This is a genomic window from Aeromonas sp. 2HA2 (genome assembly GCF_029237345.1).
Taxonomy (GTDB): Bacteria; Pseudomonadota; Gammaproteobacteria; order Enterobacterales; family Aeromonadaceae; genus Aeromonas; species Aeromonas salmonicida.
In genome coordinates this window covers 307439-332779 of the sequence record NZ_JAACGB010000001.1, presented here as the reverse complement: position 1 = coordinate 332779, position 25341 = coordinate 307439, and the positions used below count along the sequence as shown (strand labels likewise).

The following is a 25341-nucleotide window of genomic DNA, read 5'->3' as shown; positions in this document are numbered from 1 at the left end:
TTTGTAATTTAGCTTCAGTGTCTTTGCACTAAATTCACGGCTAAGCATGTTTCCAATCAACTGGATGACTATACAAGACAAGCTCTTATTGAAACTAATCTCGGCCCTGCAAAGTATGACTCATGTCTAATTATTTCGTCTTTTTGGTTACAAACTTCCATCCACTCCATGAAAACGCTTACAAATGTTGCAAAGCAACAACACTGTGAGCGGGCGCACAGTTGCATTGATCAAACACGCCGCCGGGGGAGGGGCTCGGGTAGAATTGCTGCCAAATAATAATTGCGGGACGGTAAGCGCCGCCCCGACCCAAGTAACGAAGGAGTTATGTTATGCAGCATACCCATGCGCTGGTCGGTGACGTCGGTGGCACCAATGCACGGCTGGCCCTGTGCGAGCTGGCGACCGGCACCATTTCCCGGGCCAAGACCTATTCCGGGCTGGCTCATCCCAGCCTCGAAGCCGTGGTGCGCCTCTATCTGGACGAACACGCTGCGCAGGTGAGCCAGGCTTGCATCGCCATCGCCTGCCCCATCAACGGCGACTGGGTCGCCATGACCAACCACAGCTGGGAGTTTTCCATCGGCGAGATGCAGGCCAATCTGGGCCTGACCCGCTTGCAGGTGATCAATGACTTTACCGCCGTCTCAATGGCGGTGCCCGTGCTGGCAGAAGCCGATCGCATCCAGCTCGGGGGCGGGGCCCCTGTGGCGGACAAACCCATCGCCATTTATGGGGCGGGGACCGGCCTTGGTGTCGCCCACCTGGTGCAGGCGGGTGAGCAATGGCTGAGCCTGCCGGGCGAAGGCGGTCACGTGGATTTTTCCGCCAACAGCGAAGAAGAGGATGCGGTGCTGCAGGTCATGCGCGCCGAGCTTGGTCATGTCTCGGCCGAGCGGCTGCTCTCCGGCCCTGGTCTGGTGAACATCTATCGCGGTCTGGTGAAGTCCGATGGGCGCGAGCCAGAGGCATTGGCCCCCAAAGACATCACTGAGCGGGCGCTGGCGGGGGATTGCCTGGATTGCCGCCGTACCTTGAGCATGTTCTGTGTGCTGATGGGTCGCTTTGCCGGTAACCTGGCGCTCAACATGGGCACCTTCGGCGGCGTTTATATCGCAGGCGGCATCGTACCGCGTTTTCAGGAGTTCTTTATTGGCTCGGGCTTTCGGGTGGCGTTTGAAGACAAGGGGCGTTTCAAATCCTATCTGAAGGATATCCCCGTCTTCCTCATTACTCACGAGGGGCCGGGTCTGCTCGGCGCCGGTGCCTATCTGCGCCAGTCGCTCGGCATCAAGTTGTAAGCAGAAACAGGGAGGGAATGCCAACTGCGTCATGGTTCAGCCTTGATTCAGTGACCATGGCATAAAGTGACTGCACGTACTCAAGAGGCCAGGGCTCCACAGGGAGTTGGAACTTGTCTTCATCCGCTGGGTACGTTTGTCACCTGACAAGCCTGAACTGTTTCACCGGCCCTTGAGGCCGGTTTTTTTTATCTTCTGATCTGCATCCTGCTTTTGTGTGTCGCTTCCTTGCTGATATGTGATCGATATGACGAGGGTTGCGGGTGTCTATCTGGGCATCAAGAGAAAGGCAACAGCAAGCACGCCTGCGAAAGGGCAGGCGTGCTGAATGGGCTGGCGTGTTGGCGTGAGACGGCATGAGCCGAGTAGCTTAAGGCAGGTCCAGGGTAAAGCGGGCGCCCCCCAGCGGGGACTCATCCACCATGATCTGGCCGCCGTAGCTGTGTACTATCTCGGTGACCACCGCCAGGCCTATGCCCTGGCCGGGTGAGCTGTCGGCCCTCACCCCGCGCTGGAAGATCTGTTGTGATCTGTCCGGGTCTATGCCGGGGCCATCGTCCTCAATCTCTATGCGCAGCCGATCCAGGCGGCGACTCACAGTGACCTGGATTTCGCTGATGGCGAACTTGAAGGCGTTATCCAGCAGGTTGCCCATCAGCTCCATCAGATCCCCCTGTTCACCGGCAAAGAAGACGTCGTCATCGAACTTGAAGCGGGTTTGCAATTTCTTGTGGCGATAGACCTTGGCGAGGCTGGCCAGCAGCTTTTCGATGAGCGGCACCGGCTCTGTGCCCTTGCTGGCGAGGCGCTGGCGGCCGGTGACGGCGCGGCGAAGCTGGTACTGGATGATCTGATCCATAGTCAGGATCTGCTCATTGATGTTGTCGTGGATGTCGTGCCCCAGCTTGACCTCCTGCGCCGTTATCTGGATCAGCGCCAGCCGGGTTTTCAGGCTGTGGGCCAGATCGTTCAAGGCGTGCTGATAGCGCTGGCTTTGCTGGCGTTCGTTCTCCAGCAACTGGTTGACCGACTCGGTCAGTGGCGTCAGCTCCCGCTCGTAGTCATTGGAGAGGGCCTCCCGCTTGCCCGCCCTGATCTCGTCTATCTGGCGCGCCATGGTGCGCAAGGAGGTGAGGCTCCAGAAGCTGGTGAGCAGCAAGAGGGCACCGAGCAGTGAGTAAGCCAGCAGTGCCTGACGAATGCATTGGTAGAGGTAGTTGCGGGTCTGGGCCAGATAGCGCTTGGCCGAATCGACCATCACCACATAGTAGGTGGTGGGGCCATCGCCGTGATTGCGCAGAAAACGCAGGCTGTAGATGAAATAGCTCTCGCCGTTCTTGATGGTGTGGCGCTTGAAGAAGTAGTCCTGATCCAGTCCGCCCAGGTAATTCATCAGATCCTGACAGATGGTGTCCCTGGCCTGGACCACCTCTGGCATGTGCAGGCTGGACCAGCTCAGCTGGCCATCCGCCCGGCAGATCAGGGTATCCAGATTGGGGTCGATGGCATCCGGCGTTATCTTGCCAAGATCGGTTGTGGAGTGGGGTTCCGGCAACTTGGAAGAGAACAGCTTGGAGAGGTTCTCCTGCATGCGGGTGCTGGCCTTCTGGGCCTGCTCTTCGGTGTGACCCAGATAGAGGATATAGACGGAGAAGGCCATGATGAGCGCTATGACCAGCATGGCGCTCAGCATCAGCTTGATGTGGAGCGAGCGCTGCAGCAGCTGCATGGGGCGTGACAACAAGCGAAGACCCATCAGTTGCACGAGAGGTTGAAGATGTAACCCTGGCGCCGGATGGTGGAGATGGGCTGTATGTTCCCCTCCGGGTCCAGCTTCTTGCGCAGTCGGCTCACCATCACCTCTATGGTGTTGGGATCACCCTCGCCATCGCCATAGAGCTGGTCCAGCAGTTGCTGCTTGGAGACCACCTGGCGGGCGTTGCGCATCAGGTACTCGAGGATCAGGTATTCAAAGCTGGTGAGCACCACAGGCTCGCCGCCAATGGTCAGCTCCTTGCGGGAGAGATCCAGTTCATAGTCACCCGCCTTGACCCTGGGGGAGATGAAACCGGCGCTGCGGCGAACCAGGGCATTGAGGCGAGCCAGCAACTCATCCTTCTGGAAGGGCTTGACCAGATAGTCGTCCGCACCGGCCTCCAGTCCTTCCACCTTGTCCTGCCAGTTGCCACGGGCGGTCAACACTATGATGGGGAAGGGGATCTGCCGCTCGCGCAACTGCCTGATGAGTTGCAGGCCGTCCATGTCAGGCAGCCCCAAGTCTATGATGGCTACGTCTATGGGGTAATCGGTGGCGTAATGCAGGGCCACCTGGGCGTTGTCCGTGCTGTGGACCTGATTCTGGGCCTCGGTCAGCAGGGTAGCAAGGTGGTGATTGAGCAGCTTGTCGTCTTCGACCAACAATATTTTCATTAGGTGCGCGATCATGGGGATCCAGGCTGTCAATTAGAGGGTTTATGCCAGGGCGAGTCAATCCGGATCCTAGCAGGCGCGCCTGTATCGGGACTGAATCGGGGGGAACTTTTATTGACTTGCTAGTCACTATCTGGGCGAGATTGCGGCTGACTCGGCCTGGTCTCCGGTTTGCTGACGCCACAATCGGGCATAGAGCCCCTGTTGTGCCAGCAGCTCATCATGGCTACCGGACTCCACTATCTGCCCCTCATCCATTACCAGAATGCGGTCAGCATGGCGGAGTGTATTGAGGCGATGAGCGATGCTGATCAGGGTGCGGCCACGGCGAATGGCAGCCATGTTGGCCATGATGGCAGCCTCGGATTCGTAGTCGAGGGCCGAGGTGGCCTCGTCGAGCAGCAGTATCCTGGGGTTGGCCAGCAGGGCGCGGGCCAGGGCGATCCGCTGGCGTTGTCCGCCAGACAGGCGGGCACCCTTCTCGCCCACCTGTTGCTCAAAGCCCTGGGGCAGCTCGCGAATAAAGCCGAGTGCGCCGGCCAGCTGCGCCGCCTGCTCCACCTCGGCCTGGCTGGCATCGGGGCGACAGATGCGGATGTTGTCGACGATCGAGCCACAAAACAGAATGCTCTCCTGCAGCACCACGCTCATGTTGCGGCGCAATGAGACGGGGTCGGCGATGGCGAGATCCATGTTGTCGATCAGCACCTGGCCGTGCTGGGGCACGTAGAGCCGTTGCAGCAAGCGGGTGAGGGTGCTCTTGCCACAGCCGGAAGGGCCCGTGATGCCGATGAACTGCCCGGGCTCGATGGAGAGGGAGAGATTGGCCAGCACCTCGGGGGCATCCGGCTGGTAGCGAAAGCGGATGTGGCGAAATTCGATGGCCCCCTCGAGAGCGGGGACGGAGGCGAGTCCGCCATTGCCGTGCTCGGGCGCCTCATCGAGTATGTCCCCCACCCGGCGCAGGGCGATCAGAGTGTGCTGGAAGTCCTGCCACACCTGGGCCAGCCGCAGCACCGGCTGGGTGACATGGCCCGCCAGCATGTTGAAGGCCACCAGTTCCCCCGGACTCAGCCGGCCGTGCAACACCTCGCCGACCCCGAGCCAGAGCAGCAGGGCGGCGGTGAGCTTTTGCACCAGATCTATCCCCTGTCCCGCAGCAAGCCCCACCTTTCTGGCCTGAAATCCCCGCCGTAACTGGCGTGCCAGCAGACGCTGCCACTCCTGATAAAAGCGTGGCTCTGTGGCCGTGGTCTTGATGGTTTCGATGCCGGTGACGGCCTCCGTCAGGAAGCTGGTAGCATCGGCATCTGCCTGATACTCGGCCTCGACCCGCTTGCGCACCAGGGGGCCAATCAGCAGCCACAGCAGAAAATAGATGAGCAAGGAACCCAGCACGCAGCCGGTCAGCACGGGGGCGTAATGGAACATGACGCCGACAAACAGCAGGATGAACACCAGGTCCAGCACCAGCATCAGGGTGGAACCGGTGAGGAACTGGCGGATCTGGGCCATCTCCTTGACCCGTGCGATGATCTGGCCGGTCTGGCGCGCCTTGAAATAGTCGATGGGCAGGCCGACCAGATGGCGATAGAGCTTGCCGGACAGCTCGGCGTTGACCTGGTTGGCCAGATGGCCGAACACCTGGCCGCGCAGAAAGCTGTAGAGCGGCTCGGCGCAGGCCAGCGCCAGCATGGCCAGGGCCAGCACCTGCAGGCTGCCGAGGCTGCGCCCTACCAGCACCTTGTCGATGATGTTTTCAAAAAGTAGCGGGCTGGCAAGGGCTATGAGCTGCAGCACGATGGCGAAGCAGAAGACGTCTCGTACCTGCTTCTGCTGGCGCAGTACCGCCGGGCTGAACCAGCCCAGCCCGAACTTGACCTCGGCCGGGGTGAGATCCTGCTGGGCCAGCAATAGATAGTGCCACTGTGCCGCCTGTGTGGGGTTCGGCAGCGGTTGCAGGCTGCTGGTGCCGGTCGCCGGATCAAACAGCTGCCAGCCCTCAGGCTCTATTGCTGTGATGGTGTACCAGCGCCCCTCCCGCTTGAGCAGGGCCGGCAGTGGCAGCGCCGCCAGCGGGCAGCCCGGCCCCTGTGACAGGGCGCTGCGCAGGCCGAGCCGGGCGGCGGCCTCGCGCACTGTCAGATCTTCCGGCGCCAGATCGCAACCCATGGCGTGGGCCAGTTGCCCGGCATCCGCGGCCATCATCAGCTGATGGGCCGCGTGGGCGAGGGCGGCGAGGGCGCCATTGGCGATGGGGGCTGGCTCGTTCACGGGGGCCTCGAAGGCCGGCAAAGCCTGTGTCATTGTCATCGCTCCCGCAGTGCCTCGGCCTGGTACTCACGGATCGGGCTCAGCAGGTAGTCGATCACCCGGCGCCTATCCGTCTTGACCTCGGCCACCACCGACATGCCCGGGGTGAGCCGCACCGGCTGATTGTCTATCTGCATCTCGCCCCGGCTCAGCTTGACCCTGGCGGGAAAGACCAGCCCCAGTTGCTCATCCGTGGTGGCATCGCGCGACACGCTGACCAGCTCGCCGTCTATGGTGCCGTAACGGGTATAAGGAAAGGCATCCACCTTGATGCTGACCGTCTGCCCTTCGTGCACGAAGCCTATGTCCTTGTTGAGGATCTTCACCTCGGCGTACTGGACTCCCTCGTTGGGCACTATGACCAGCAACTGCTGGGCCGGCTGTACCACGGCGCCCTGGGTGTGGATGGCCAGCTGCTGCACTGTGCCCGCCACCGGGGCGCGAATGACTTCCAGGTGCTCCCGCTCGCTCAGCTTGGCGAGCTCCTGCTCGATGGCGGTCAGTTGCAGCTGGGCCTGCTGGCGTTTCTCGACCCACTCCCGCTGTTTCTGCGCCTTGAAGCCGGCCAGCCGCTCCTGCAGGCTCTGCTGCTGGGATTGCAGCACCTCGAGCTCGGCCCGCTGCTGGGCGAGCTGGCGCTGGGTTTCCAGCAGCTCCTTCTCCTGCTCCAGATACTCCACCCGTGAGATGGCCTGGGACTGGCTCAGGGTCTGGCGCGCCTGCAGGCGGGGCCGGATGTTGGCCAGCAGGATAGTGAGGGAGGCCATGTCCCCCCGTCGGGCGGCCTGATTGGCCTGATTGACCCCAAGCTCGGCCTGCAGGTTGTTGAGGGTGCTCCGGTATTCGTGCAGCTCGCTCTGGTGGTTCTCCGCCAGCGCCTGTTGCTGCGCCGGTGTGAGCCTGGCGTAGTCGGGGTGCTGGGTGACGGTTTCGTTGCCATAGAGCGCCTGATAACGGATCAGGGTCTGGTACTGGAATGCCTGTTGCTCGCGCAACCGGCTCAGATCCTGGCTGACCCCCAGGGTGTTGAGGGTCAGCAGCGGCGCGTTGGCGGCGACCGCCTGGCCATCTTCCACGTGAATGGTGATCACCCTGGCCTGCTCGTAGGACTGGATCATCTGGCTGCGGCCAAATACCAGCAGGCGCCCGCTGGCGGTGGCCTGGATGTCGAGCTGGCCCCAGCAGGCCCAGAGCAGGGTGAGCAGCACACCGGCGCTCAGGGTGAGCGCCGTGATGCGGGCAAAGGGGGAGGGCGGCGTCTCGGCCAGCGCCAGATGGGCGGGCAGGAAGCCGTAGTGGGTCTCCTGCTGCCGGGCTGGACCGGGTCGGCGCCAGCGGTTCAGCCAGGTGCGCAGATTCATGGGGTCTCCTCGTGCAAGTCTTGTTGCAGATGCCACAGGCGGGCGTAGTGCTGCCCCAGTGCCAGCAGGCTGGCGTGGTCGCCCTGCTCCACTATCTTGCCGCGCTGCAGGACTATGATGCGGTCGCAGTGGCGCACTGTGGAGAGGCGGTGGGCTATGGTGATGACGGTGCGGCCGCTGGCGATGTGGCGCATGTTGTGCTGGATCAGCGCCTGGGATCCGTCATCCAGGGCGCTGGTGGCCTCGTCAAAGATGAGGATCCTGGGGTCGGCCAGCAGGGTGCGGGCTATGGCCAGCCGTTGGCGCTGACCGCCGGAGAGCGAACTGCCCCCTTCCGCCAGCACAGTGTCGTAGCCAAGGGGCAGTCGCAAAATGAAGTCGTGAGCGCCAGCCAGGGTAGCGGCTCGGATGATGTCGTCCAGGCTGGCGTGGGGCACTGACTGGGCTATGTTGTCGCGCACCGACTTGTTGAACAGATGGTTTTCCTGCAACACCACCCCCATTTGCTGGCGCAGGTGGTGGAGGGGGATCTGCTGGATGGGCTGGCCATCGATGAGGATCTGCCCCCGCTCCGGCTGATAGAGCCGCAGCAGCAGACGGGCCAGGGTACTCTTGCCCGAGCCCGAGCCGCCGACAATCCCCAGCGTCTCGCCGGGCGCCAGGGCGAGGGAGAGATCGTCGATGATGAGAGGGGCATCCGGTTGATAGCGAAAATGCACCCGCTCGAGCACTATGGCGCCGGCGTGGATGCGGCCATCCCCATCGCGCTGATGTTCCGGGGGGAGGTTGAGCATGTCGCCGAGTTTGTCTACCGCGATCCGGGTCTGGATGAACTGGCCCCACAACTCGACCAGGCGCGATAGCGGCTGCGCCACGTGACTGGCCATCATATTGAAGGCGATGAGCTGGCCTATGGTCAGCTGCAGCGCGATCACCTCGCTGGCACCGAGCCAGAGCACTATGACTGTCACCAGTTTTTGCAGCCACATGACCCCGTGCTGGGAGGCATTGTTGAGTTGCTGCACCTGGTAGCCGGCCTCCACCATCTGGCGGGTCTGCTCATCCCAGCGCCGCACGAAACGCGGTTCCAGCGCCAGGCTCTTGAGGGTCTCGGCCCCGGCGACCGTCTCGTTCAAGAAAGCGGTATTGGTGGCCGCATGGCCGAACTGCTGCTCGACCGCCTGTTGCATGCGCGGCGTGATCCACCAGGCGATCAGCACATAGGCGGGAATGGAAAGCAGGATCACCAGGGTCAGCATGCCGGAGAGGCTGGCCATGACGGCCAGGAAGACAAACATGAACAGCACGTCCACCGTCAGGGTGAACAGGGTGCCGGTCAGAAATTCGCGTATGGTGTTGAGCTCCTGCACCCGGGTCACAATGGCGCCCACCTGGCGACTCTTGAAATAGAGCAGAGGCAGTGCAAACAGGTGCTGCACCATGCGCAGCCCGAGCTGGATATCGATCCGGTTGGCGGTATGGGCATACTGGTATTCCCGCAGCCCCCGCAGACAGACCTCCACCAGGGCCGTGATCAGCAGCCCGAACACCAGCACATCCAGGGTTGCCCAGGCCTGATGCACCAGCACCTTGTCCATCACCACCTGAAAGAAGAGCGGTGAGATGAGCGCCAGGATCTGCAACACCAGCGAGAACAGCAGTATCTCGCCGAGCAGGCGTTTTTGCTGCAAGAAGGCGGGGATGAACCAGCGGATGTCGAAGCGACTCTGCCGTTTGCCGACCTCGAGCAAGCGGCCATCCCAGCGTGCCAGCAGTTCGTCTTGTGCTATGACTTGCGGCTTGCCCACGGCTGGATCCAGGATCAGCGCCTGTTCACCCTGGCGCTGGGCCAGCACGAGCGCCTTGCCAGAGGGGCTCAGCAGTACCGCTGGCAGAGTCAGTTTATCGAGTTTTCGAGATGGGATATGACGCTGACGAATGCGGGTTCCTGTCTGTTGCTGCAGCGTATCGATAATATTGTCAAAGGTGTCGTCTGGCGTGGGTGCTATATCTTTAGAGGGACAACCCAGCATCCCGATAATAATATTGATACACGCTAAAACAGACTCTTCACTCGCCGTCATAATAATATCCGTTTGCCGCTGTGACACCCCTCCTGTTTATATGGGGCAAGGTGGCCTGTTGCAGGCAGGGCGCGCATACTAGCGAGCCATTATTTTACTGTCAAATATTATGTTGGCTGACAAATCTCATAATAGAAGGGCCGGGTTGAGTACTGCATCAGGCTAATCTTTAGATATGGATGTATTAACCTTGACGATTGAGTTGATATCTCTATTGACGTATTTGCTCTATTTTTAGGTCATTGTTTAATTGAACATGATAATAATTTCAAATATGGTAAATATAGTGAAATGCGAAATGTTAAGCCCATGTTGTATTGCTTGTGGTGTTATTTTTCATTTTTGTTTTTCTTTATATTTATTGATAATGGAATTTATATGACAGAGCAGTTTGTACAGACAGTATCCAGCGTCAACTATAACAAGGGGATCTTCTCCCTCTATTTCGTCGGACAAGATCCGCTGAAGATGGCGCAAGGGGTCATGGCAGAAAGTGACAACGAGTTGGCACTGAAACAGACGGTCCATATGCCTGCCGCTGGCTTTATGTATATGGTTTCAATGATAAAAAATATGCTTGAAGATCCGCGAATGGCCGCCGAGTTTGACAAGTTGATCGCCGCAGGCCTGATCCCGTCAGCCCCTTCTGACGAGCAACAAGCCGCACCGGCTGCCACAGCACAGGCCGCGCCGCGCAAGAAAAAATAATGTTCCGGTTGGGGATCCAATGAGCTTGGTATTGCAATCAACGGAACCGAACTGGCAACAAAATCAACATATTCTGGGGGGAGTCATGCTGCTGAGTCAGCACTCCTCCCTGCACCGGCGTTATTCCGTCGCCGAGTGGCAGCAGCGAATATTGCCTGCCTTCGAATTGAACCAGTTCAGCTATTATGAAGACTCACACGGGCGCCCGGTTGCATTTTGCAACTGGGCGTTTGTCTCTTTATCCATTCGTGACACCTTGCTGGCCGCGGAGCGGGAGCTGATCCGTGAGGATTGGCAATCCGGCGACCATATTTTTATTCCGGAGATGATAGCGCCATACGGACATGCCCGCACTGTGGTGAGCGATCTGCGTCGCCGGATATTTCTGCCATGGAAAGGGCAGCGGGTCTGTACCGTGCGCGGTCATGTTCATGCCGAACTTGGCCATTGTGTGCGCAGGGTGCAGTGGTTTTCCATTTAATCATAATGAGCTAATACATGGGAAAGAGTGTATGGAGAAGTATTGAGTACTTCTTTACCGGTAATTACACGGCAGATGATGGCAATAATGACATCAATGCCTTTGGCTTCGGCGGCGTCATCCGTGCCTATGGCGGTGACGACACCATCAAGATCGGCTCCATTGGCGCCACCGTCTATACCGGCACGGGCAATGACAGCGTGTACGGCGGCGCCGCCTACCTCAAGGTGGTCGACGACTCCGGCAACCTGACCGTCAAGGGGGCGGCGGGCTACGCGGACATCAGCAAGTCCGAGTCAGGCAATATCCACTTTGCCGGCGCCAGCGGCGGCACCAATATCGATCACCGGGGGCGCGAGGGCGACATCCGCTATCAGGGGGCGGCTATTGCCAACTTCCTGACCCGCAAGGGGATCAGTGGCAACGTCAGCTTCGAGGGGGCCGGGGGTTACAACAAGCTCTGGCACCAGACCGACAGGGGCGATCTGACCTTCAGCGGTGCCGGTGCGGCCAACAAGATAGATCGTACCTGGCACAGCCAGTATCAGGGATCGCACGGCAACATCAGCTTCTATGGCGCTGGTGCGGCCAACATCATCAGCTCCCTGGTGGAATCCGGCAACATATCCCTGAACGGGGCCGGCGCCTACAACAAGGTGTTCCGCAAGGGACGCGAGGGGGATGTCGCCTTCAACGGCGCCGGTGGCTGGAACGAGATCTCCCGTTTGCGCCATGAGGATGATGCCTATCTGCAGACCCGTGGCGACATCCGTTTCAACGGCGCCGGGGGTTACAACCGCCTGTTGTCCGATGTGGCCGAGGGCAACATTCACTTCAAGGGAGCCGGGGGATACAACCACCTTTCCCGCAAGGGGTCTGGCAGCGACAGCTCGCCCTTTGCGGGTGCCAGTGCCGACGAGATAGTGCTGACCACGGCCACCATGGGCGGTAGCTGGATTCAAAAGTCCCAGGCGGTCACGGCCATCAAGTCGACCCTGCAACCCAATACCTACCTGTTTGCCTTCTTCGATGGCATGTACACCAAGATAAATCGGGTCGAACTCTCCAACGAGGGCGAGCAGGGTCCCCTGCGTTACCTCTCCACCTCCTGGTACAAGGAAGGTGATCACCTCGCCAGCCTGGCCAGCCGCCAGATCAATGAACAGCAAGGGTTTACCTCGACCCGGACCGACGGCGCCTATCGCCTGACGGATCTGGTGTTTGAACGGCGTCAGAGCATCACACTGCAGGCGGTGGAAGCGGATCTGACCGAAAACAGCTGGATCAACTACGGCGGTGGCGTGACTGTGGCCGCCGCCGATGTCACCCTCTCCACGGCCAACATGAGTGGTCATGCCATCTATAAAGATGGGACCAAGGTCGCTGTCAGCGCGGTGAAATCCCGGGTACAGGCCAACACCTATGTGTTTGCCAAGCAGCTTGGCCCCTACACCAAGATAGTGGTGGTGGAGCTGGCCAACGACAGGGAAACCGGTGCGCTCAAGTACCTGGCCAGGGCCTGGTACAAGGAGGGCAACCACATTGCCAGCCTGGCCGATCAGGTCATCTCGGAGCAGACGGGTTTCAGCGCCATGGGCACGGGGGGCTACTCCCTGAGCGAGGTGCACTACCAGCTCGACACAGTGACCGCTGTGTCGGATCGGCTGCCTGCCACCCGGGAGTTTGACTCCCAGCCGTTGCTCCCCCGCCAGCAAGGCGGCGGCAAGAGCAAGGGCGACATCTTCTTCGACGGCGCCGGTGGCGGCAACGTGATCGAGTCCGACGTGACCGAGGGCAACATCCACTTCAACGGCGCCGGGGCCGCCAACGTGCTGATCAAGCGCGGTCAGCTCGGCGATCTGGTGTTCCGTGGCGCCGGTCTTGCCAACGTGCTGGTACATCAGGGCGCGCAGGGGAAGATGGATGTCTATGCCGTTGGCGCGGCCAACGTGCTGGTACGCAGCGGGGACGGGGAGTATCTGGCCCGCCTGCTGGCCTATGGCAACATCTCGGTGCAGCAGGGGCGTGGCGACAGCCAGGTTGTGATGCTGGGTGGTTACAACACCCACACCCAGATCGGCGATGGCAATGGTCTCTGGCTGGCTGGCGGTGGGGCAAACGTGCTGACCCAGGCCGGTGAGGGGCAGCTCGATGCCATGCTGGTCGGCGGTGCTAACGTGCTGACCAAGCTGGGTGCCGGCCAGCTGACCGCCGGACTGCTGGGGGGCGCCAACGTGCTCACCCACATCAGTCAGGGGGACGAGGCTGCCGATACCCGCGCCGTGCTGCTGGGGGGCGCCAACGTGCTCACCAAGAAGGGCAACGGCAAGGTGCAGGCCATCCTGGGGGGCGGCGTGAATGTGCTGACCCAGATTGGCCGGGGTGATACCCAGGCGCTGCTGCTGGGGGCGGCCAACGTGCTGACCCGGGTCGGTGACGGCGATCTCTCTGCCGTGATGCTGGGGGCGGGCAACGTGCTGACCCATGTCGGCGATGGCGCCACCCTGGGGGTCATGGGTGCCGTTGGCAACCTGTTCACCAAGGTGGGTGACGGCACGGCCATTGCCGCCATGATAGGCGCGGGCAACCTGTTTACCCAGATAGGCCAGGGCGACGCCTGGGCCCTGATGGGCGGGGTAGCCAACGTCTTCACCAAGGTGGGGGATGGCAATGCCCTGGCGCTGATGGTGGCCAAGGCCAACGTCTTCACCCATGTCGGTGACGGCCTGACCGTCGCCCTGATGCTGGCCCAGGGCAACCTGGCGACCAAGGTGGGCAACGGCATGACGCTGGCTGCCATGGTGGGCAATGCCAACGTCTTCACCCATGTCGGCCTTGGTGAGACCTTCGCCGCCATGCTGGGGCAGGCGAACCTGATGACCAAGGTGGGCGATGGCCTGACCGCTGCGCTGATGATTGGCAAGGCCAACATCTACAGCCACATCGGCAACGGCACCAGTCTGGGGTTGTTCGCCGGCGAGCTGAATGTGATGACCAAGGTGGGTGATGGCACCACACTGGCGGCCCTGTTTGGCAAGGCCAACATAGTGACCCATGTGGGCAGCGGTCTGACAGGGGTACTGGCGCTGGGCAAAGCCAACATCATCACCAAGGTCGGGGATGACTTCCTCGGCGTCATCGCCAAGGCCGATGCCAACGTGCTGACCCACGTGGGCAATGGCACCACGGCTGCGGTGTTGTGGGGCAAGGGCAATCTGCTGACCAAGATAGGTGACGGTACCACTGTGGGCCTGCTCATCTCCGAGGTAGGCAACGTCATGACCCATGTCGGTGGCGGCAGCACCATAGGCCTGGCCAAGGGCCGCGCCAACCTGATCACCAAGGTGGGCGACGGCCTGGTGGTGCAAGGGGCCTGGGGGGATGTCAACCTGCTGACCCAGGTCGGTGACGGTGACCGTTACAGCTTCGCCAAGGGCCGCGCCAACGTGCTGACCAAGGTCGGCGATGGCCGCGAGCTGGCTGTGCTGCAAGGGGAGGCCAACCTGGTCACCCAGGTCGGTGACGGTGACAGTTACACAGGTGCCTGGGGTCGCGCCAACATCATCACCAAGGTGGGGGATGGCCGTCAGGTCGTGCTGGCCAAGGGGGATGCGAACATAGTCACCCAGGTGGGGGATGGCGAGAGCTACCAGGCCCTGCTCGGCAAGGCCAACGTCGTCACCCGGGTGGGGGACGGCATCCAGGTCACCCTCGCCAAGGGGGAGATCAACCAGACCACCACAGTGGGGGATGGCCTGAGCGTCACCGCCGCCTACGGCAAGTTCAACAACAACATCAAGGTTGGCGATGGCACCTCCATCAACCTGGCCTGGGGTGATTATAACCTCAACACCAAGGTGGGGGACGGGCTCAACGTCGCCGTCATGAAGGGCAAGGGCAATGCCAATGTCCAGATCGGTGACGGGCTTGACGTCACGGCGGCCTATGCCCGCCACAACGTGGCCATCAAGATAGGCAACGGCGACTTCTACAGCCTGGCCATCGCCAGCAGCAACACCAGCAGCAACAAGCTCGGTACCCTGTTTGACAACATCAAGCAGACCCTGTTCGGTGCGGCAGGCAACCAGGCGATCAACTATCTGGTACAGGGCGATGAAGAGGGCCCGGTCAAGGCGCCACAAGCGGCCAGTCTGGGGGATGTTCAGGCCCTGAGCGGCTTTGGTCTGGACGAGATTGGCGAGGTGAAATCCTCGCTGGCGAACGGCCTGACCGGTCAGGTGAGCCAGACCGGCGAGCGGGATGAGCAAGCCATGAACAAGGCGTTGCAGCTCGATGAGCAAGGCCTGGCCAGAGGGGGCGAAAACCACATCGTCAACGGCGATTTCGAACAGGGCGCCCACGGCTGGCAGCATGCCGGTGACGGGATCGAAGCAGATCATTCCGCCAGCGCCTACGGGCTGGCCACCGAGGCGCACGGCGCTCGCGTCAGCGAACTCTCTACCGACAGAAATACCCAAATCTCCCAGGATCTTGCCGGCCTCAAGGCGGGCGAGACTGTCACTCTGAACTTCGATTTTGCCCGTCGGGCCAACATCTCGCTGCAGCATGGCATCGAAGTGCTGTGGAACGGCGAGCGTGTCTTTGCCAGCGAAGGCGACGCCGACAGCTGGCAGACCAAACAGTTGACCCTGACTGCCAGAGAGGGCCGCAATAGTCTGGCGTTCCGGGGCACGGGGGAGAACAACGGCCTTGGTTATCTGCTCGACAACGTGGTCGCCACTGCGGCTGGCAAGGCCGAGATAGGCCAGGTGAGTGCCCAGCTGGCGCAAGACGGCAACGCCGCCCAGGCCCAAGCCGATCGGGCCAGTGCCGATGCCGACAAACAGCGGCTGGAGCAGGAGAAGGCGCAGCAGCTCGCCGCCATTTCGGGCACTCAGGCCCAGCTGGAGGCTACCGACCAGCAGAAGCTGGCGGAGAATGGCCAGCAGCAGCGTGCCACCATCGAGGCGGAAGCCCGCGACATGACGGCCCAGCTCGACACCCTGGCCCGCCAGTTTGAACAGCTCAAGCAGCCCGAAGCGGCCACCATCCCGTCCGGCCAGCACTGGCGCAATGGTTTTGCCGACCGCTTGTTGACCGATGCACAGGAAGATCTGGAAGAGGCCAGCGGCAGGGCAGGCGAGGCGATCGCGGATGCCAAAACCCGCCGCGAGCAGCAGAACCAGCAGGTCGAGGCCGCCCTTGCCCAGTCCAAATCTGGCCAGCAGCGCAGTGAACAGTTGCAGGGCGAGGCCTTGGCGCAGGGGCAGAGCCGGACCGAGCAGGCCGAGCAGCGTCGTCTCGATGCCCTGACCCGCGAGGCCGATGCCCAGCAGCGGCAGCAAGAGGGCGAGTCGAGCGCGAGCCAGGCCCAGGCCGTAGGCGAGCAGGCCAGCAGCCAGGCCAGCCAGCAGGCAACACAGGCCAGGCAGAATGCGGCAAGCCTGAAACAAAGCGGCGACAAGCCGAGCCGTCAGGAAGCGAATAACGGCCAGAGCCCGATGGCGGCACCCCGGTTGCCACAGGCCGGTGAGCTTGATGTGCCGGATGCCAGCGGTCTGTCGACCGACGTCTCGGCCAGCGCCCAGCCATCGGCCATCGATGCCGCCAATGGTTTGAGCGAACAGGAGCAGTCCGCCCTCGATGGCGCCCTGGCTGCGGTCAACCGCCTGCAGATCAATGCCGGGGTCCGGGCTAATGGTACACCCACCATCACACTGCCCGATATGGTCGGTGAGCACGAGTCGGGTGCCACTGTGCCGACGAGCCATGCGTCTTCGCGCCGCAGCGCCGAGCTGGGCCTGTCCGGGGTCTTCCTGGCCGGGCTGGGAAGCCCGGTGCGAGGCCCGGCCGTAGCCGTCCCCGAGACCGCCGGTTTTGCCTTCCAGCTGCTCAAGCGCGAAGACAGTGACTTCATTGACTCTACCCGTCGCCAGCTGGGCAAGCTCTCGACCGACTTGCCAAGCGATCGACTCAAGGCGGTACGCGAGGCCGTGGTTCGGGTGCAACAACAGCCATCGGAGGCGAATCTGGGGCTGCTGGAGCAAAGCCTGTCCCAGTGGCAGGTTCGCGACCCCAAAGAGTTTGCCCTGCGCGGTGAACAGGTGAAGGCGCTGCGCTTCGAGGTCGCCTCCTTGCTGAGCCACACCTTCGCCTTCAGGGCCAAGGCTGCCGGTGTGCATGGTCTGGCACTGCCGCCTGAACAGAGAACCCGCTTTGAACATCAGCTGGTGTTCGACGGCATAGGCCGGATCACAGGAGTAGTGGGTGAGTTGAGTGCCACCGACATAGCCCGGGTGACCGAGCTCAGCATTCGTCCGCTCACCGACACCAACTCCAACGCCGAGCGGCAGGCGCCCCGTACCGAGCATGACAGTCTGATCGCGTTTGCCCATCAGCTGGGTCAGTTCGACACGCCGCAAACCCGCCAGCTGGCCGCAGAGGTCAAGGCGCTCTGGCTCTCTGGCGAGGTGAATGGACCTAGTACCATCGCCTTGTTTGAGACTGCCTGCAAGACGCTGTGGGATCAGCCGCAGCTGCAGGTGCTGGCACAAGCCTTGCTGGCCGATGCGAACAAGAGCAAGGCGACCGGCCAGTACATAGACAACCTGTTTGGCCGTCGTTTCGACTCAGAGATTGCCCATGCGCTGGTGACCTCACCGTCGCAGGCGGCGATCGATACCTCGGCGCAACTGGGCGCCAGGCTGGTGAAGGAGTTCGGCGACTGGATCCAGACACTGCAGCTGGACGAAGCCACCCAGAGCCAGCGCATCGACAAGAAGATGGCGGCATTCGCCGAGGCCATCAAGAAAGACACCCGTCCCTGGTTCAGCCGGGTGCCCAGCCTGACCGATTTCCTGGCCGAGCCGAATCTGGCCAACTTCAAACAGATGATGACCCGGGTCGACAACGGCTTCGATGTCATCAAGGTGCCCTTCCTGGCGGTGAAGATGGCCACCCATCCCGAGCTCGGCATGGACACGGCCGACTGGAAGAGAGAGGGGGATCGCTTCTATGGCAGCGTCATTACCAAGGCGCGCTCGACCAGCACCGAGATCGCCTCTGCCAAGGACAGTCTGCTGCAAGTCGACTTGCCGGGTCGCACCACCAGCGACTACGGCACGGGTCTGCACTATCAGCCAGGCGGCGACAAGTACGACGACTTCCTGAGCGGGCGCAGCGTGGCCGATGGCCGCATACTGACGCCGGGCAAGGAGACCACCTTCGAGCGCAACGCGCTGGACAAGGGTTTGCCCGTGGTGACCGGTGCTTCCGGCTCCACCAACATCATGGTGCACCTGAACAACTATCTGGCGGCGAAAGACCCTGCTTACTCCCCGAGTCAGGCCTACCTCAACACTCTTGCCTTCCTGGTATTTGATGGTGGTCACTCGGTGAACGAGAGTCTGGCGGTCTATCAGGCGTTGCAGGCGAGCGGGGATGCGCGCAAGCAGGTGCTGGAGAGCTATACCGCCAACTACCGGGATCTGGTAGAGCTGGCTGGCGAAGACAGCAAGGCGTCGGTGCAGGCTGCACTCGATGGTGCCTTCGGCCGCACCCTCGAGTTCTATCAGCAGCATGCCTATACGGCGCAGCTCGATGAGCTGGCCGCACTCGGGACACCGCGCAAGGTCAGTGCCCCTGTCGAGGTGGTTGAACCCGCCTCATCCGGCAAGCCCGTCTCCATGGAGAACGACGGCTCGGCACCGGTAGACAGGCAGCCGCTCAACCCTCTGACCCGTTTTCTCAACGACAACCTGTATGGCACCCGTGATGAGCGCCGCCAGGTGGGCGACATCACCCGGCAGCTGCTCGACCATGCGGTGAGCAAAGGGGAGGCTGCACAAGTGACCCTGCAAGGGGACGCCGGCCGCCTGTCCGGTTACCTGCACAAGGGGACCGAACGGCAAGGGACGCAGGAAGATGGCAAGCCCGAGGTGGTGCTGTTCCTGCATGGCTCAGGCTCTTCTGCCGAGGAGCAGGCCGATGCCGTTCGCAGCCATTACCAGAAACAGGGCATCGACATGCTGGCGGTCAACCTGCGCGGCTATGGGGCCAGCGATGGCGGTCCCAGCGAGCAGGGGGTCTACCAGGATGCCCGCACCATGTTCCGCTATCTGATGGAAGAGCGTGGGGTGGCGCCTGGCAAGATCCTGATCCACGGCTACTCCATGGGCGGCCCCATCGCCGCCGATCTGGCCCGTTATGCCGCCGAGCAGGGCAAGCCGGTGGGCGCCCTCTTGCTCGATCGCCCCATGCCCAGCATGAGCAAGGCGATCACGGCCCATGAGCTGCCCAATCCGGGCGGTCTGGTCGGGGCTCTTGCCAAGGCGGTCAACGGCCGTTTCTCGGTAGAGAAAAACCTCGACGGCCTGCCCAAGAGCACGCCCATCATGCTGCTGACCGACAACGAAGGGCTTGGCAGCGAGGGTGAAAAACTGCGGGCCAAGCTGGCCGTGGCCGGGTATCAGGTCAGCGGTGAGCAGACCTTCTATGGCCATCTGGCCAGCAACCACTTGATGGGCCAGTATGCCGAGCAGATAGTCGGCGATCTGTTCAACCGCAGTCAGTCAGAGGCGGGTGCCGAGGCGCCGCTCAAGGGCATCGATGGCATCAAGCGCGATCTCAATCGCTACCAGGAGGCGCTCGCCCCGCAAGTGGGCAGCAACGGCGTGGCCAAGGACATACGTACCACCAAGGCGTTCCTCGCGGGTTACCAGCAGGGGCTGGCCGGCAAGGTGGTTGACGGCTTCCAGCCCGACATGAGCATGACCCAGCTGGTTGATCTGTTCACCCAGCCGACCCTGACGCCACAGCAGCAGGGGGCACTCGCCTGGGAGATCGAGAACCGGGCGCTCAAGAGCACCATCAAACCCAAGGTTGAACAGTTCAACCGCCTGTTCCGTGACGTGGCCTCGCAAGGGGGCGCAGATCCGCTGGCAAGGGAGCACCTGGCACCCCAGTTGCTGTTGCTGAACCTGGCGGATGACGGTTTTGGTGGCCGCTGCGATCCCCTCTCCAAACTGGTGCTGGTCGCCAAGCAGCTGGAGAGCGAGGGGCAGCCGGATCTGGCGCGGCACATGATGGAGAAGCTCTACTCTGCGGCCGCCGTCATCAACAATCCGGATCGCTACTCGGCCGCCGAGCTGGACAACGCCCGCAAGCTGGTGGGCAGTCTGGCCGAGATCCACAACAACACGCCGGCGTCCTACAACTACGACAGCCTGCGCAGCATCAAGTACGACATCGTCAAGGAGAAGTGGGAAGGCAAGAGCGCCATCTCGCTCGATAGCGTGCTCGGCAAGCTGACCGCCAAGGGGAACGCTGCCCCCGTCTTGCTGGAGCTGGATGCGCCGGGCCACGCCATGGCCGCCTGGTCCAAGCAGGGGGAGTCGGGCCGAGTCTACGGTTTCTACGATCCCAATGTGGGCATAGTCGAGTTCTCCTCCGCCGAGAAATTCAGTCGTTACATGACCCGCTTCTTTGGCAAGGAGGGGCTCGACATGGCGAACGGCTACCACCTGACGCCGGGAGCGGATGGCAAGCCGCTGTTCTTCCGGGTGACCGAGATGAACGGGGACGCGCTTGCCCGCTTCAAGCCGTCCAAGGATCTTGCCAACAAGGTCACGCTGCAGGAGATCCTGCAGTTGCCGGTGTTTGACGAGAGCCCGATGACAGGGCTGCCGGGCAAAGTGGTGACGCAGGAGCGGGCAACCAGCCTGTTTACCGATGCCTACAGCCCGGATGAGCTGAAAAAAGCCGCCCAGGTATTTGCCAAGCCCATTGGCGAGTCTTATCAGGGGATCCTGGATCAGCTCGCCGTGCTGCACGGCGCCACCGGGCAGGCGCAGGTGGAGGCCGCATTGCGGCTGAACAAGCTGATCGACGACTACCAGACCAGGCACGAAGGCTCCGGCAGAAATCCGGTGCTGAGCAAGCTGCAGAGCCAGCTCAACGGCGGGCTCTATCGCGGTGAGCTGGCGTCGCTGCAAGCCGATGTCGCGACACTGGCCAAGAGTCGCCCCGATCTGGCAGCGCTCGTCATCGGCAAGGCTGCCGAGGAGGCGAATGGCAAGCACCCGGGTCTTACCCAGATGTTGCTGCGCTGGGTGTCACAAGATCCCTATCTGGCGGCCAAGGAGGGATACCAGGGGCAAGCGCCTGCGGATCTGCCGTTTGATGCCAGCTTCCATGTCGCGCTCGGCGAGCAGTATGGCGAGCTGAAGACGTGGCTGGCAGATGCCCAGTCGAAGGGGCTGCTGAGCAAGACCGTGCTGGACGAGACCGGCAAGGTGCTGCACCTGGGCTACTCCTACCAGGAGTTGCAGGACATGACGGGGGATCAGTCTGCCCAGATGACTGTCTACTTCATCAAGGAGGCAGCCAAGCAGGCGGCGCCCGGCTCCGAGCTCTCTGCCGAGATGATCATGCTGGACAAGTTTGCCGACCGCCGCTATCTCGGCGAGCTGGAGTCACGCCGTATCGCGCAGGTCGAGAACATCTATCACAGCAGCAAGCAGACCGATGTGGCGGCCTGGGATGCCCGCTATGCCGGGAACGCCCTGCGGGATCTGAACGATCAGGTGGCGCAGGAGAGCACGCTGGCGGGACAATTGTCACGCCTGCTGGAGAACCGTAACGGCCTGCTGATCGGGGAAACCCATGGCAGCGATGTGAATGGTCTGCGCTTCGTCAACGAGCAGATGGATGTCCTCAAGGCGCAGGGGGTGACCGTCATCGGTCTGGAGCACCTGCGCGGCGAGCTGGCGCAGCCGCTGATAGACCGCTATCTGGCGGGGGGAGACATGTCTCCCGAGCTGGCAACCATGCTCAAGAGCAAGCACCTGGAGCCCTCCCTGTTCGAGCGGGCCCGGGAGCGGGGGATGCGGATCGTGGCGCTGGACGATGGCAGCACCGCCAGACCCGTCATCGCCGGCACCGAGCATGGTCTGATGTATCGCGCCGGGGCAGCCAACAACGTCGCCGTCGACGTGTTGGGCAAGTTGCCGGCTGGCGAGAAGTTCGTCGCCATCTACGGCAGTGCGCACCTGGCGTCCCACAAAGGGATCGAAGGCTTCGTGCCGGGCATTACCCACCGTCTGGGGCTGCCGGCCCTGAAGGTGGATGGGGACAATCGCTTCCACCTGCAGGCGGACGATGTCAGTCAGCGGGTCGAGTACTCCGATGTCGCCAAGAAGTGGACGCCGGTGGCGGCGCTGGATGGCGATGATCTGCCGGTTCGCAACCAGCGGGTCAACCAATGGCAGCAACCTGACGTGACGCCGGGCAACCAGGGGGGCGAGACCCGCTTCGATGGCCAGATCATCATCCAGACCGAAGATGATCCGGTTGCCGCCAAAGCGGCGGCCAGTCTGGCGGGCAAGCACCCCGATCGCAGCCTGGTGGTGCAGCTGGATGCGGATGGCAACTATCGGGTGGTGTATGGCGATCCTGCTCAGCTGGCTGGCAATATTCGCTGGCAGGTGGTGGGTCACGGTCGTGACGGTGACGAGCAGAACAACAGCCGACTCAGTGGCTACAGTGCCGATGAGCTGGCCGGGCGTCTGCGCCGGTTCGGCGAGCGTCTGCAAGAGGCGGGTGTGGCGAGCAAGCCGAGCTACGTCAGCCTGGTGGGTTGCTCCCTGGTGAGCGACGACCAGCAGACAGGGTTTGCGAGCCGCTTCATCAAGGCATTGAAAAACGAGGGGATCAGTGCCCAGGTATCGGCCCGCAGCAGCGAGGTGGCGGTCGATCTGGCTGGTCGCAAGCACACCCGTGGTGAAGATGATGTCTGGGCCCGCAAGGTGGCCGGCAACAAGGTGGTGCTGACCCTCAACGAAGCCGGCGAGCCTGTGGCGCACACCGAGCTGGTGCGCGGCGGCGTGGCCGAAGGGGATATCGATCTGGCCAACGTGGGCCGGGGTGACGGCGAGAGTCGTGCCCGCGGCGCCATCGCCGACAATGACGAGACCTTTGTCGCCCCCGAAAAACAGCGTCAGTCCGAGCCTGCCGCTGGAAAGGCCGACAATGCGGTCAGCTACTCGGGCAACATCCAGGTCGACGTGGGGGATGGCGAGTTCACCGCCCTCAACTGGGGGACCACCAACCTGGGGGTCAAGGTAGGCACGGGCGGCATGAAGTCACTGGCCTTCGGCGACAACAACGTCATGGTGCACATCGGGGATGGCGACAGCAAACACAGCGTCGACATCGCCGGCTACCGGGCGCTGGAAGGGGCCCAGCTGTTTGTGGGGCAACGCAACGTCAGCTTCAACCTGGGGCGCAGCAACGATCTCATCGTGATGCTGGAAAAATCCATCCCCACTCCGCCGCTGGTCAATCCGTTTGACGGGGCCGCCCGTATTGCCGGTGCCCTGCAGCAGATCGCCGGTGACGGCGCCAAGCCGGATTGGGTTGCCAGCCAGTGGGATCAGTGGACCCTGGCCGGCGCCAACAAGTTCGTGGCCGACATGGCCGGTCTGGATCAGACCAGCAGCGTCGAATACGGCTCGCTCACCACCCTGGACAGCGGCAACGAGCGCAGCAGTCACGGGCTCAAGAGCGACCTGGAAGCGACCCTCAACAAGGAGTTCAACAAGCGCATTTCCGGCGGTGGCCTGAGTGCGCAGGGCCCTCTGGACCGGGCAGGCAAGTTGCGCCAGGCCAACGAGAAGCTGGTCTTCAACTTTGCCGTTGCCGGTCAGGGGGCCGATATCCAGGTCACCACGGGCAACTGGAACTTCGTGTTCGGTGACAACATCCAGGCGATCCTGGACACCAACCTGGGCTCCCTGTTCGGGTTGATGACCCAGGAGTTCACCGCAAGCGGGCAGGCCAAGACCACCTTTACCTTCACCCCGACCGATCTGCCGCGCCAGCTGCAGAACCGGTTGCTGGGACGACTGGCCGGGGTCGGGGCCGATACCACGCTGGCGGATATCTTCGGCGTGGATTACAACGCCCGTGGTGAGCTGGTGGCCCGTGATGGTGCGGCCATCGATGCGCCGGCCCTGTTGCAGGAGATGCTGGGGGTCATCGCCGAGTTTGGCGGCGATCAGCTCAAGAGCCTGACCGATCCGGCCAAGTGGCGCGATCAGCTCAAGGCCGGGCTGGATTTGGGGGAAGATGCCCTCAGCAGCTTTGCCCGTACCCACGGCCTGCAGGATGAGGCCCCCGATGAGGCCAAATCCGGGGCCGTGACGGCGCAGCAGGGTAACGACGCCAAGCCAGCGGCGCTGCCGGCCGCCACCGAGGAGCGGGCCTTCGGCTTCAACGCCCTGAGCCTGCCCAACCTGTTTGCCACCCTGTTCAACCGGGACAAGCAGGCAGAGGTGGTGGCGCTGGCCAAGAACCTCAAGCAGAACCTGACGGCGGATCTGCTCAACATGAAGGAGCAGACCTTCGACTTCCTGCGCAACAGTGGCCACTTGCAGGGGGATGGCGACATGCATGTCTCCCTTGGCAACTACAACTTCAACTGGGGGGGCGACGGCAAGGATCTGGGGGCCTACCTCGGCGACAACAACAACTTCTGGGGTGGTCGCGGGGACGATGTCTTCTATGCCACCGGTACCTCCAACATCTTCACCGGCGGTGCCGGTCAGGACACTGGCATCATGATGGGACGGGAGAACATGATGTTTGGCGGGCAGGGTGACGATGTCGCCGTGCTGGCCGGCCGTGTCAACCGCGCCTTCATGGGCGAGGGCAATGATCAGGCCTTCATTTTCGGAGAAGAGGGGATAGTGGAAGGGGGCGCTGGCCAGGATTATCTGGTCACCTCCGGCAACTACAACCAGATCGATGCCGGTGCGGATCAGGACTTTGCGGTGACCATAGGCCATCACAACCAGATCCGGCTGGGTGAGGGGGATGACGTTGCCATTGTGTTCGGCAACCACAACCGCCTGCTGGCGGAGCATGGCAACAATCAGGTCAAGCTGATGGGTTATCACGCCAGTATCCGGGGCGGTGACGGCCGGGATCGGCTGATCGCCGACCGGGTCGCCAAGTTCAGCCAGCTTGATGGCGGGGACGGCGATGATCTGCTGGTGCTGGGGGGGTATCAGAACCGCTTCAGTGGCGGCACCGGTGTCGACAGCTTCGTGTTCAGTGGCGAGGTGATAGAGAACCTGGTGCAGGACATCGGCAAGGAGGACTTCATCGTCTTCAACGACGTCAGCTGGCGGGATCTCTGGTTCAAGCGCAGCGGCTACGACTTGCAACTGCTGGTCAACCGTCACACCGACGGGGCGAGCGAGCAGGGCAAGTTCGAGCAGCTGGGCAGCGCCACCTTCAGCAACTACTTCGCCGACAACCGGGCCCAGCTGGTCATAGGTCTTGGCGAGCAGCAGGCAGAGGGCGAGCGCGCCTACACGGCGCTCTCTCACCATGCGGTCGACAGCCTGATCCAGGCCATGAGCAGCTTCGCCCCCGAAGCGGGCGACATGGGACTGATCAATCGCCTCGACAGTCAGGCCAACAGCCTGGTGCAGTCTGCCTGGGGGGATGTGATACAGGGTCGGGCGCACGTCGCCTGAGCGACCTGAAACCAACCCAATGACATGCAAAACCTGCTCTTCGGAGCAGGTTTTTTTATGGGAAAACGGTGGGCGTGAGCTTCCTTGCCGGTGCGTGACGGCGGGAAAGTGCGCCTTGGCTCC

General features: G+C 62.2%; 9 protein-coding genes. 4 read left to right on the top strand and 5 right to left on the bottom strand.

What is annotated here, in order from left to right; translation table 11 throughout:
• The first annotated feature begins 332 nt into the window (after positions 1-332).
• On the top strand, positions 333-1301 hold the full coding sequence (gene glk / locus GWQ29_RS01480) for a glucokinase (RefSeq protein ID WP_275918593.1): 969 nt from the start codon (positions 333-335) through the stop codon (positions 1299-1301).
• Between the two features lie 370 nt (positions 1302-1671).
• Here the strand turns inward: glk and GWQ29_RS01475 are convergent, their stop codons facing one another.
• The 5 genes from GWQ29_RS01475 to GWQ29_RS01455 form a co-directional block, all read right to left on the bottom strand.
• Positions 1672-3057 (bottom strand): ATP-binding protein, encoded by a 1386-nt coding sequence (locus GWQ29_RS01475; RefSeq protein ID WP_034523497.1) that lies wholly within the window; start codon positions 3055-3057, stop codon positions 1672-1674.
• Positions 3057-3731, bottom strand: coding sequence for a response regulator (locus GWQ29_RS01470; protein WP_005319361.1), 675 nt, complete (start codon positions 3729-3731; stop codon positions 3057-3059). The genes GWQ29_RS01475 and GWQ29_RS01470 overlap by 1 nt, the downstream gene beginning before the upstream one ends.
• A 129-nt stretch (positions 3732-3860) precedes the next feature.
• Entirely contained in the window at positions 3861-6038 is a 2178-nt protein-coding gene (locus GWQ29_RS01465; protein WP_275918592.1) for a type I secretion system permease/ATPase, read from the bottom strand.
• Between the two features lie 2 nt (positions 6039-6040).
• Positions 6041-7405: an HlyD family type I secretion periplasmic adaptor subunit gene (locus GWQ29_RS01460; RefSeq protein WP_275918591.1), complete on the bottom strand. Its 1365-nt coding sequence runs from the start codon at positions 7403-7405 to the stop codon at positions 6041-6043.
• Complete coding sequence (locus tag GWQ29_RS01455; protein WP_275908465.1) at positions 7402-9489, bottom strand: peptidase domain-containing ABC transporter; 2088 nt, start codon at positions 9487-9489, stop codon at positions 7402-7404. The genes GWQ29_RS01460 and GWQ29_RS01455 overlap by 4 nt, the downstream gene beginning before the upstream one ends.
• A gap of 378 nt (positions 9490-9867) precedes the next feature.
• On the opposite strand from GWQ29_RS01455, the gene GWQ29_RS01450 reads away from it, so the two are divergent.
• From GWQ29_RS01450 to rtxA, 3 genes are all read left to right on the top strand, one after another.
• A complete protein-coding gene (locus GWQ29_RS01450) occupies positions 9868-10197 on the top strand; it encodes a peptide chain release factor 1 (RefSeq protein WP_275918590.1) in 330 nt (109 codons plus the stop codon).
• 85 nt (positions 10198-10282) lie between these two features.
• Entirely contained in the window at positions 10283-10678 is a 396-nt protein-coding gene (locus GWQ29_RS01445; protein WP_275906663.1) for a toxin-activating lysine-acyltransferase, read from the top strand.
• A 17-nt stretch (positions 10679-10695) separates the two neighbouring features.
• Entirely contained in the window at positions 10696-25218 is a 14523-nt protein-coding gene (gene rtxA / locus GWQ29_RS01440) for an MARTX multifunctional-autoprocessing repeats-in-toxin holotoxin RtxA (RefSeq protein WP_275918589.1), read from the top strand.
• Positions 25219-25341: the final 123 nt, after the last annotated feature.

Bases quoted from the DNA above. Each gene is read 5' to 3' on its own strand.
- glk (WP_275918593.1), top strand. From the start codon at position 333: ATGCAGCATACCCATGCGCTGGTCGGTGACGTCGGTGGCACCAATGCA.
- GWQ29_RS01475 (WP_034523497.1), bottom strand. From the start codon at position 3,057: ATGGGTCTTCGCTTGTTGTCACGCCCCATGCAGCTGCTGCAGCGCTCG.
- GWQ29_RS01470 (WP_005319361.1), bottom strand. From the start codon at position 3,731: ATGAAAATATTGTTGGTCGAAGACGACAAGCTGCTCAATCACCACCTT.
- GWQ29_RS01465 (WP_275918592.1), bottom strand. From the start codon at position 6,038: ATGACACAGGCTTTGCCGGCCTTCGAGGCCCCCGTGAACGAGCCAGCC.
- GWQ29_RS01460 (WP_275918591.1), bottom strand. From the start codon at position 7,405: ATGAATCTGCGCACCTGGCTGAACCGCTGGCGCCGACCCGGTCCAGCC.
- GWQ29_RS01455 (WP_275908465.1), bottom strand. From the start codon at position 9,489: ATGACGGCGAGTGAAGAGTCTGTTTTAGCGTGTATCAATATTATTATC.
- GWQ29_RS01450 (WP_275918590.1), top strand. From the start codon at position 9,868: ATGACAGAGCAGTTTGTACAGACAGTATCCAGCGTCAACTATAACAAG.
- GWQ29_RS01445 (WP_275906663.1), top strand. From the start codon at position 10,283: ATGCTGCTGAGTCAGCACTCCTCCCTGCACCGGCGTTATTCCGTCGCC.
- rtxA (WP_275918589.1), top strand. From the start codon at position 10,696: ATGGGAAAGAGTGTATGGAGAAGTATTGAGTACTTCTTTACCGGTAAT.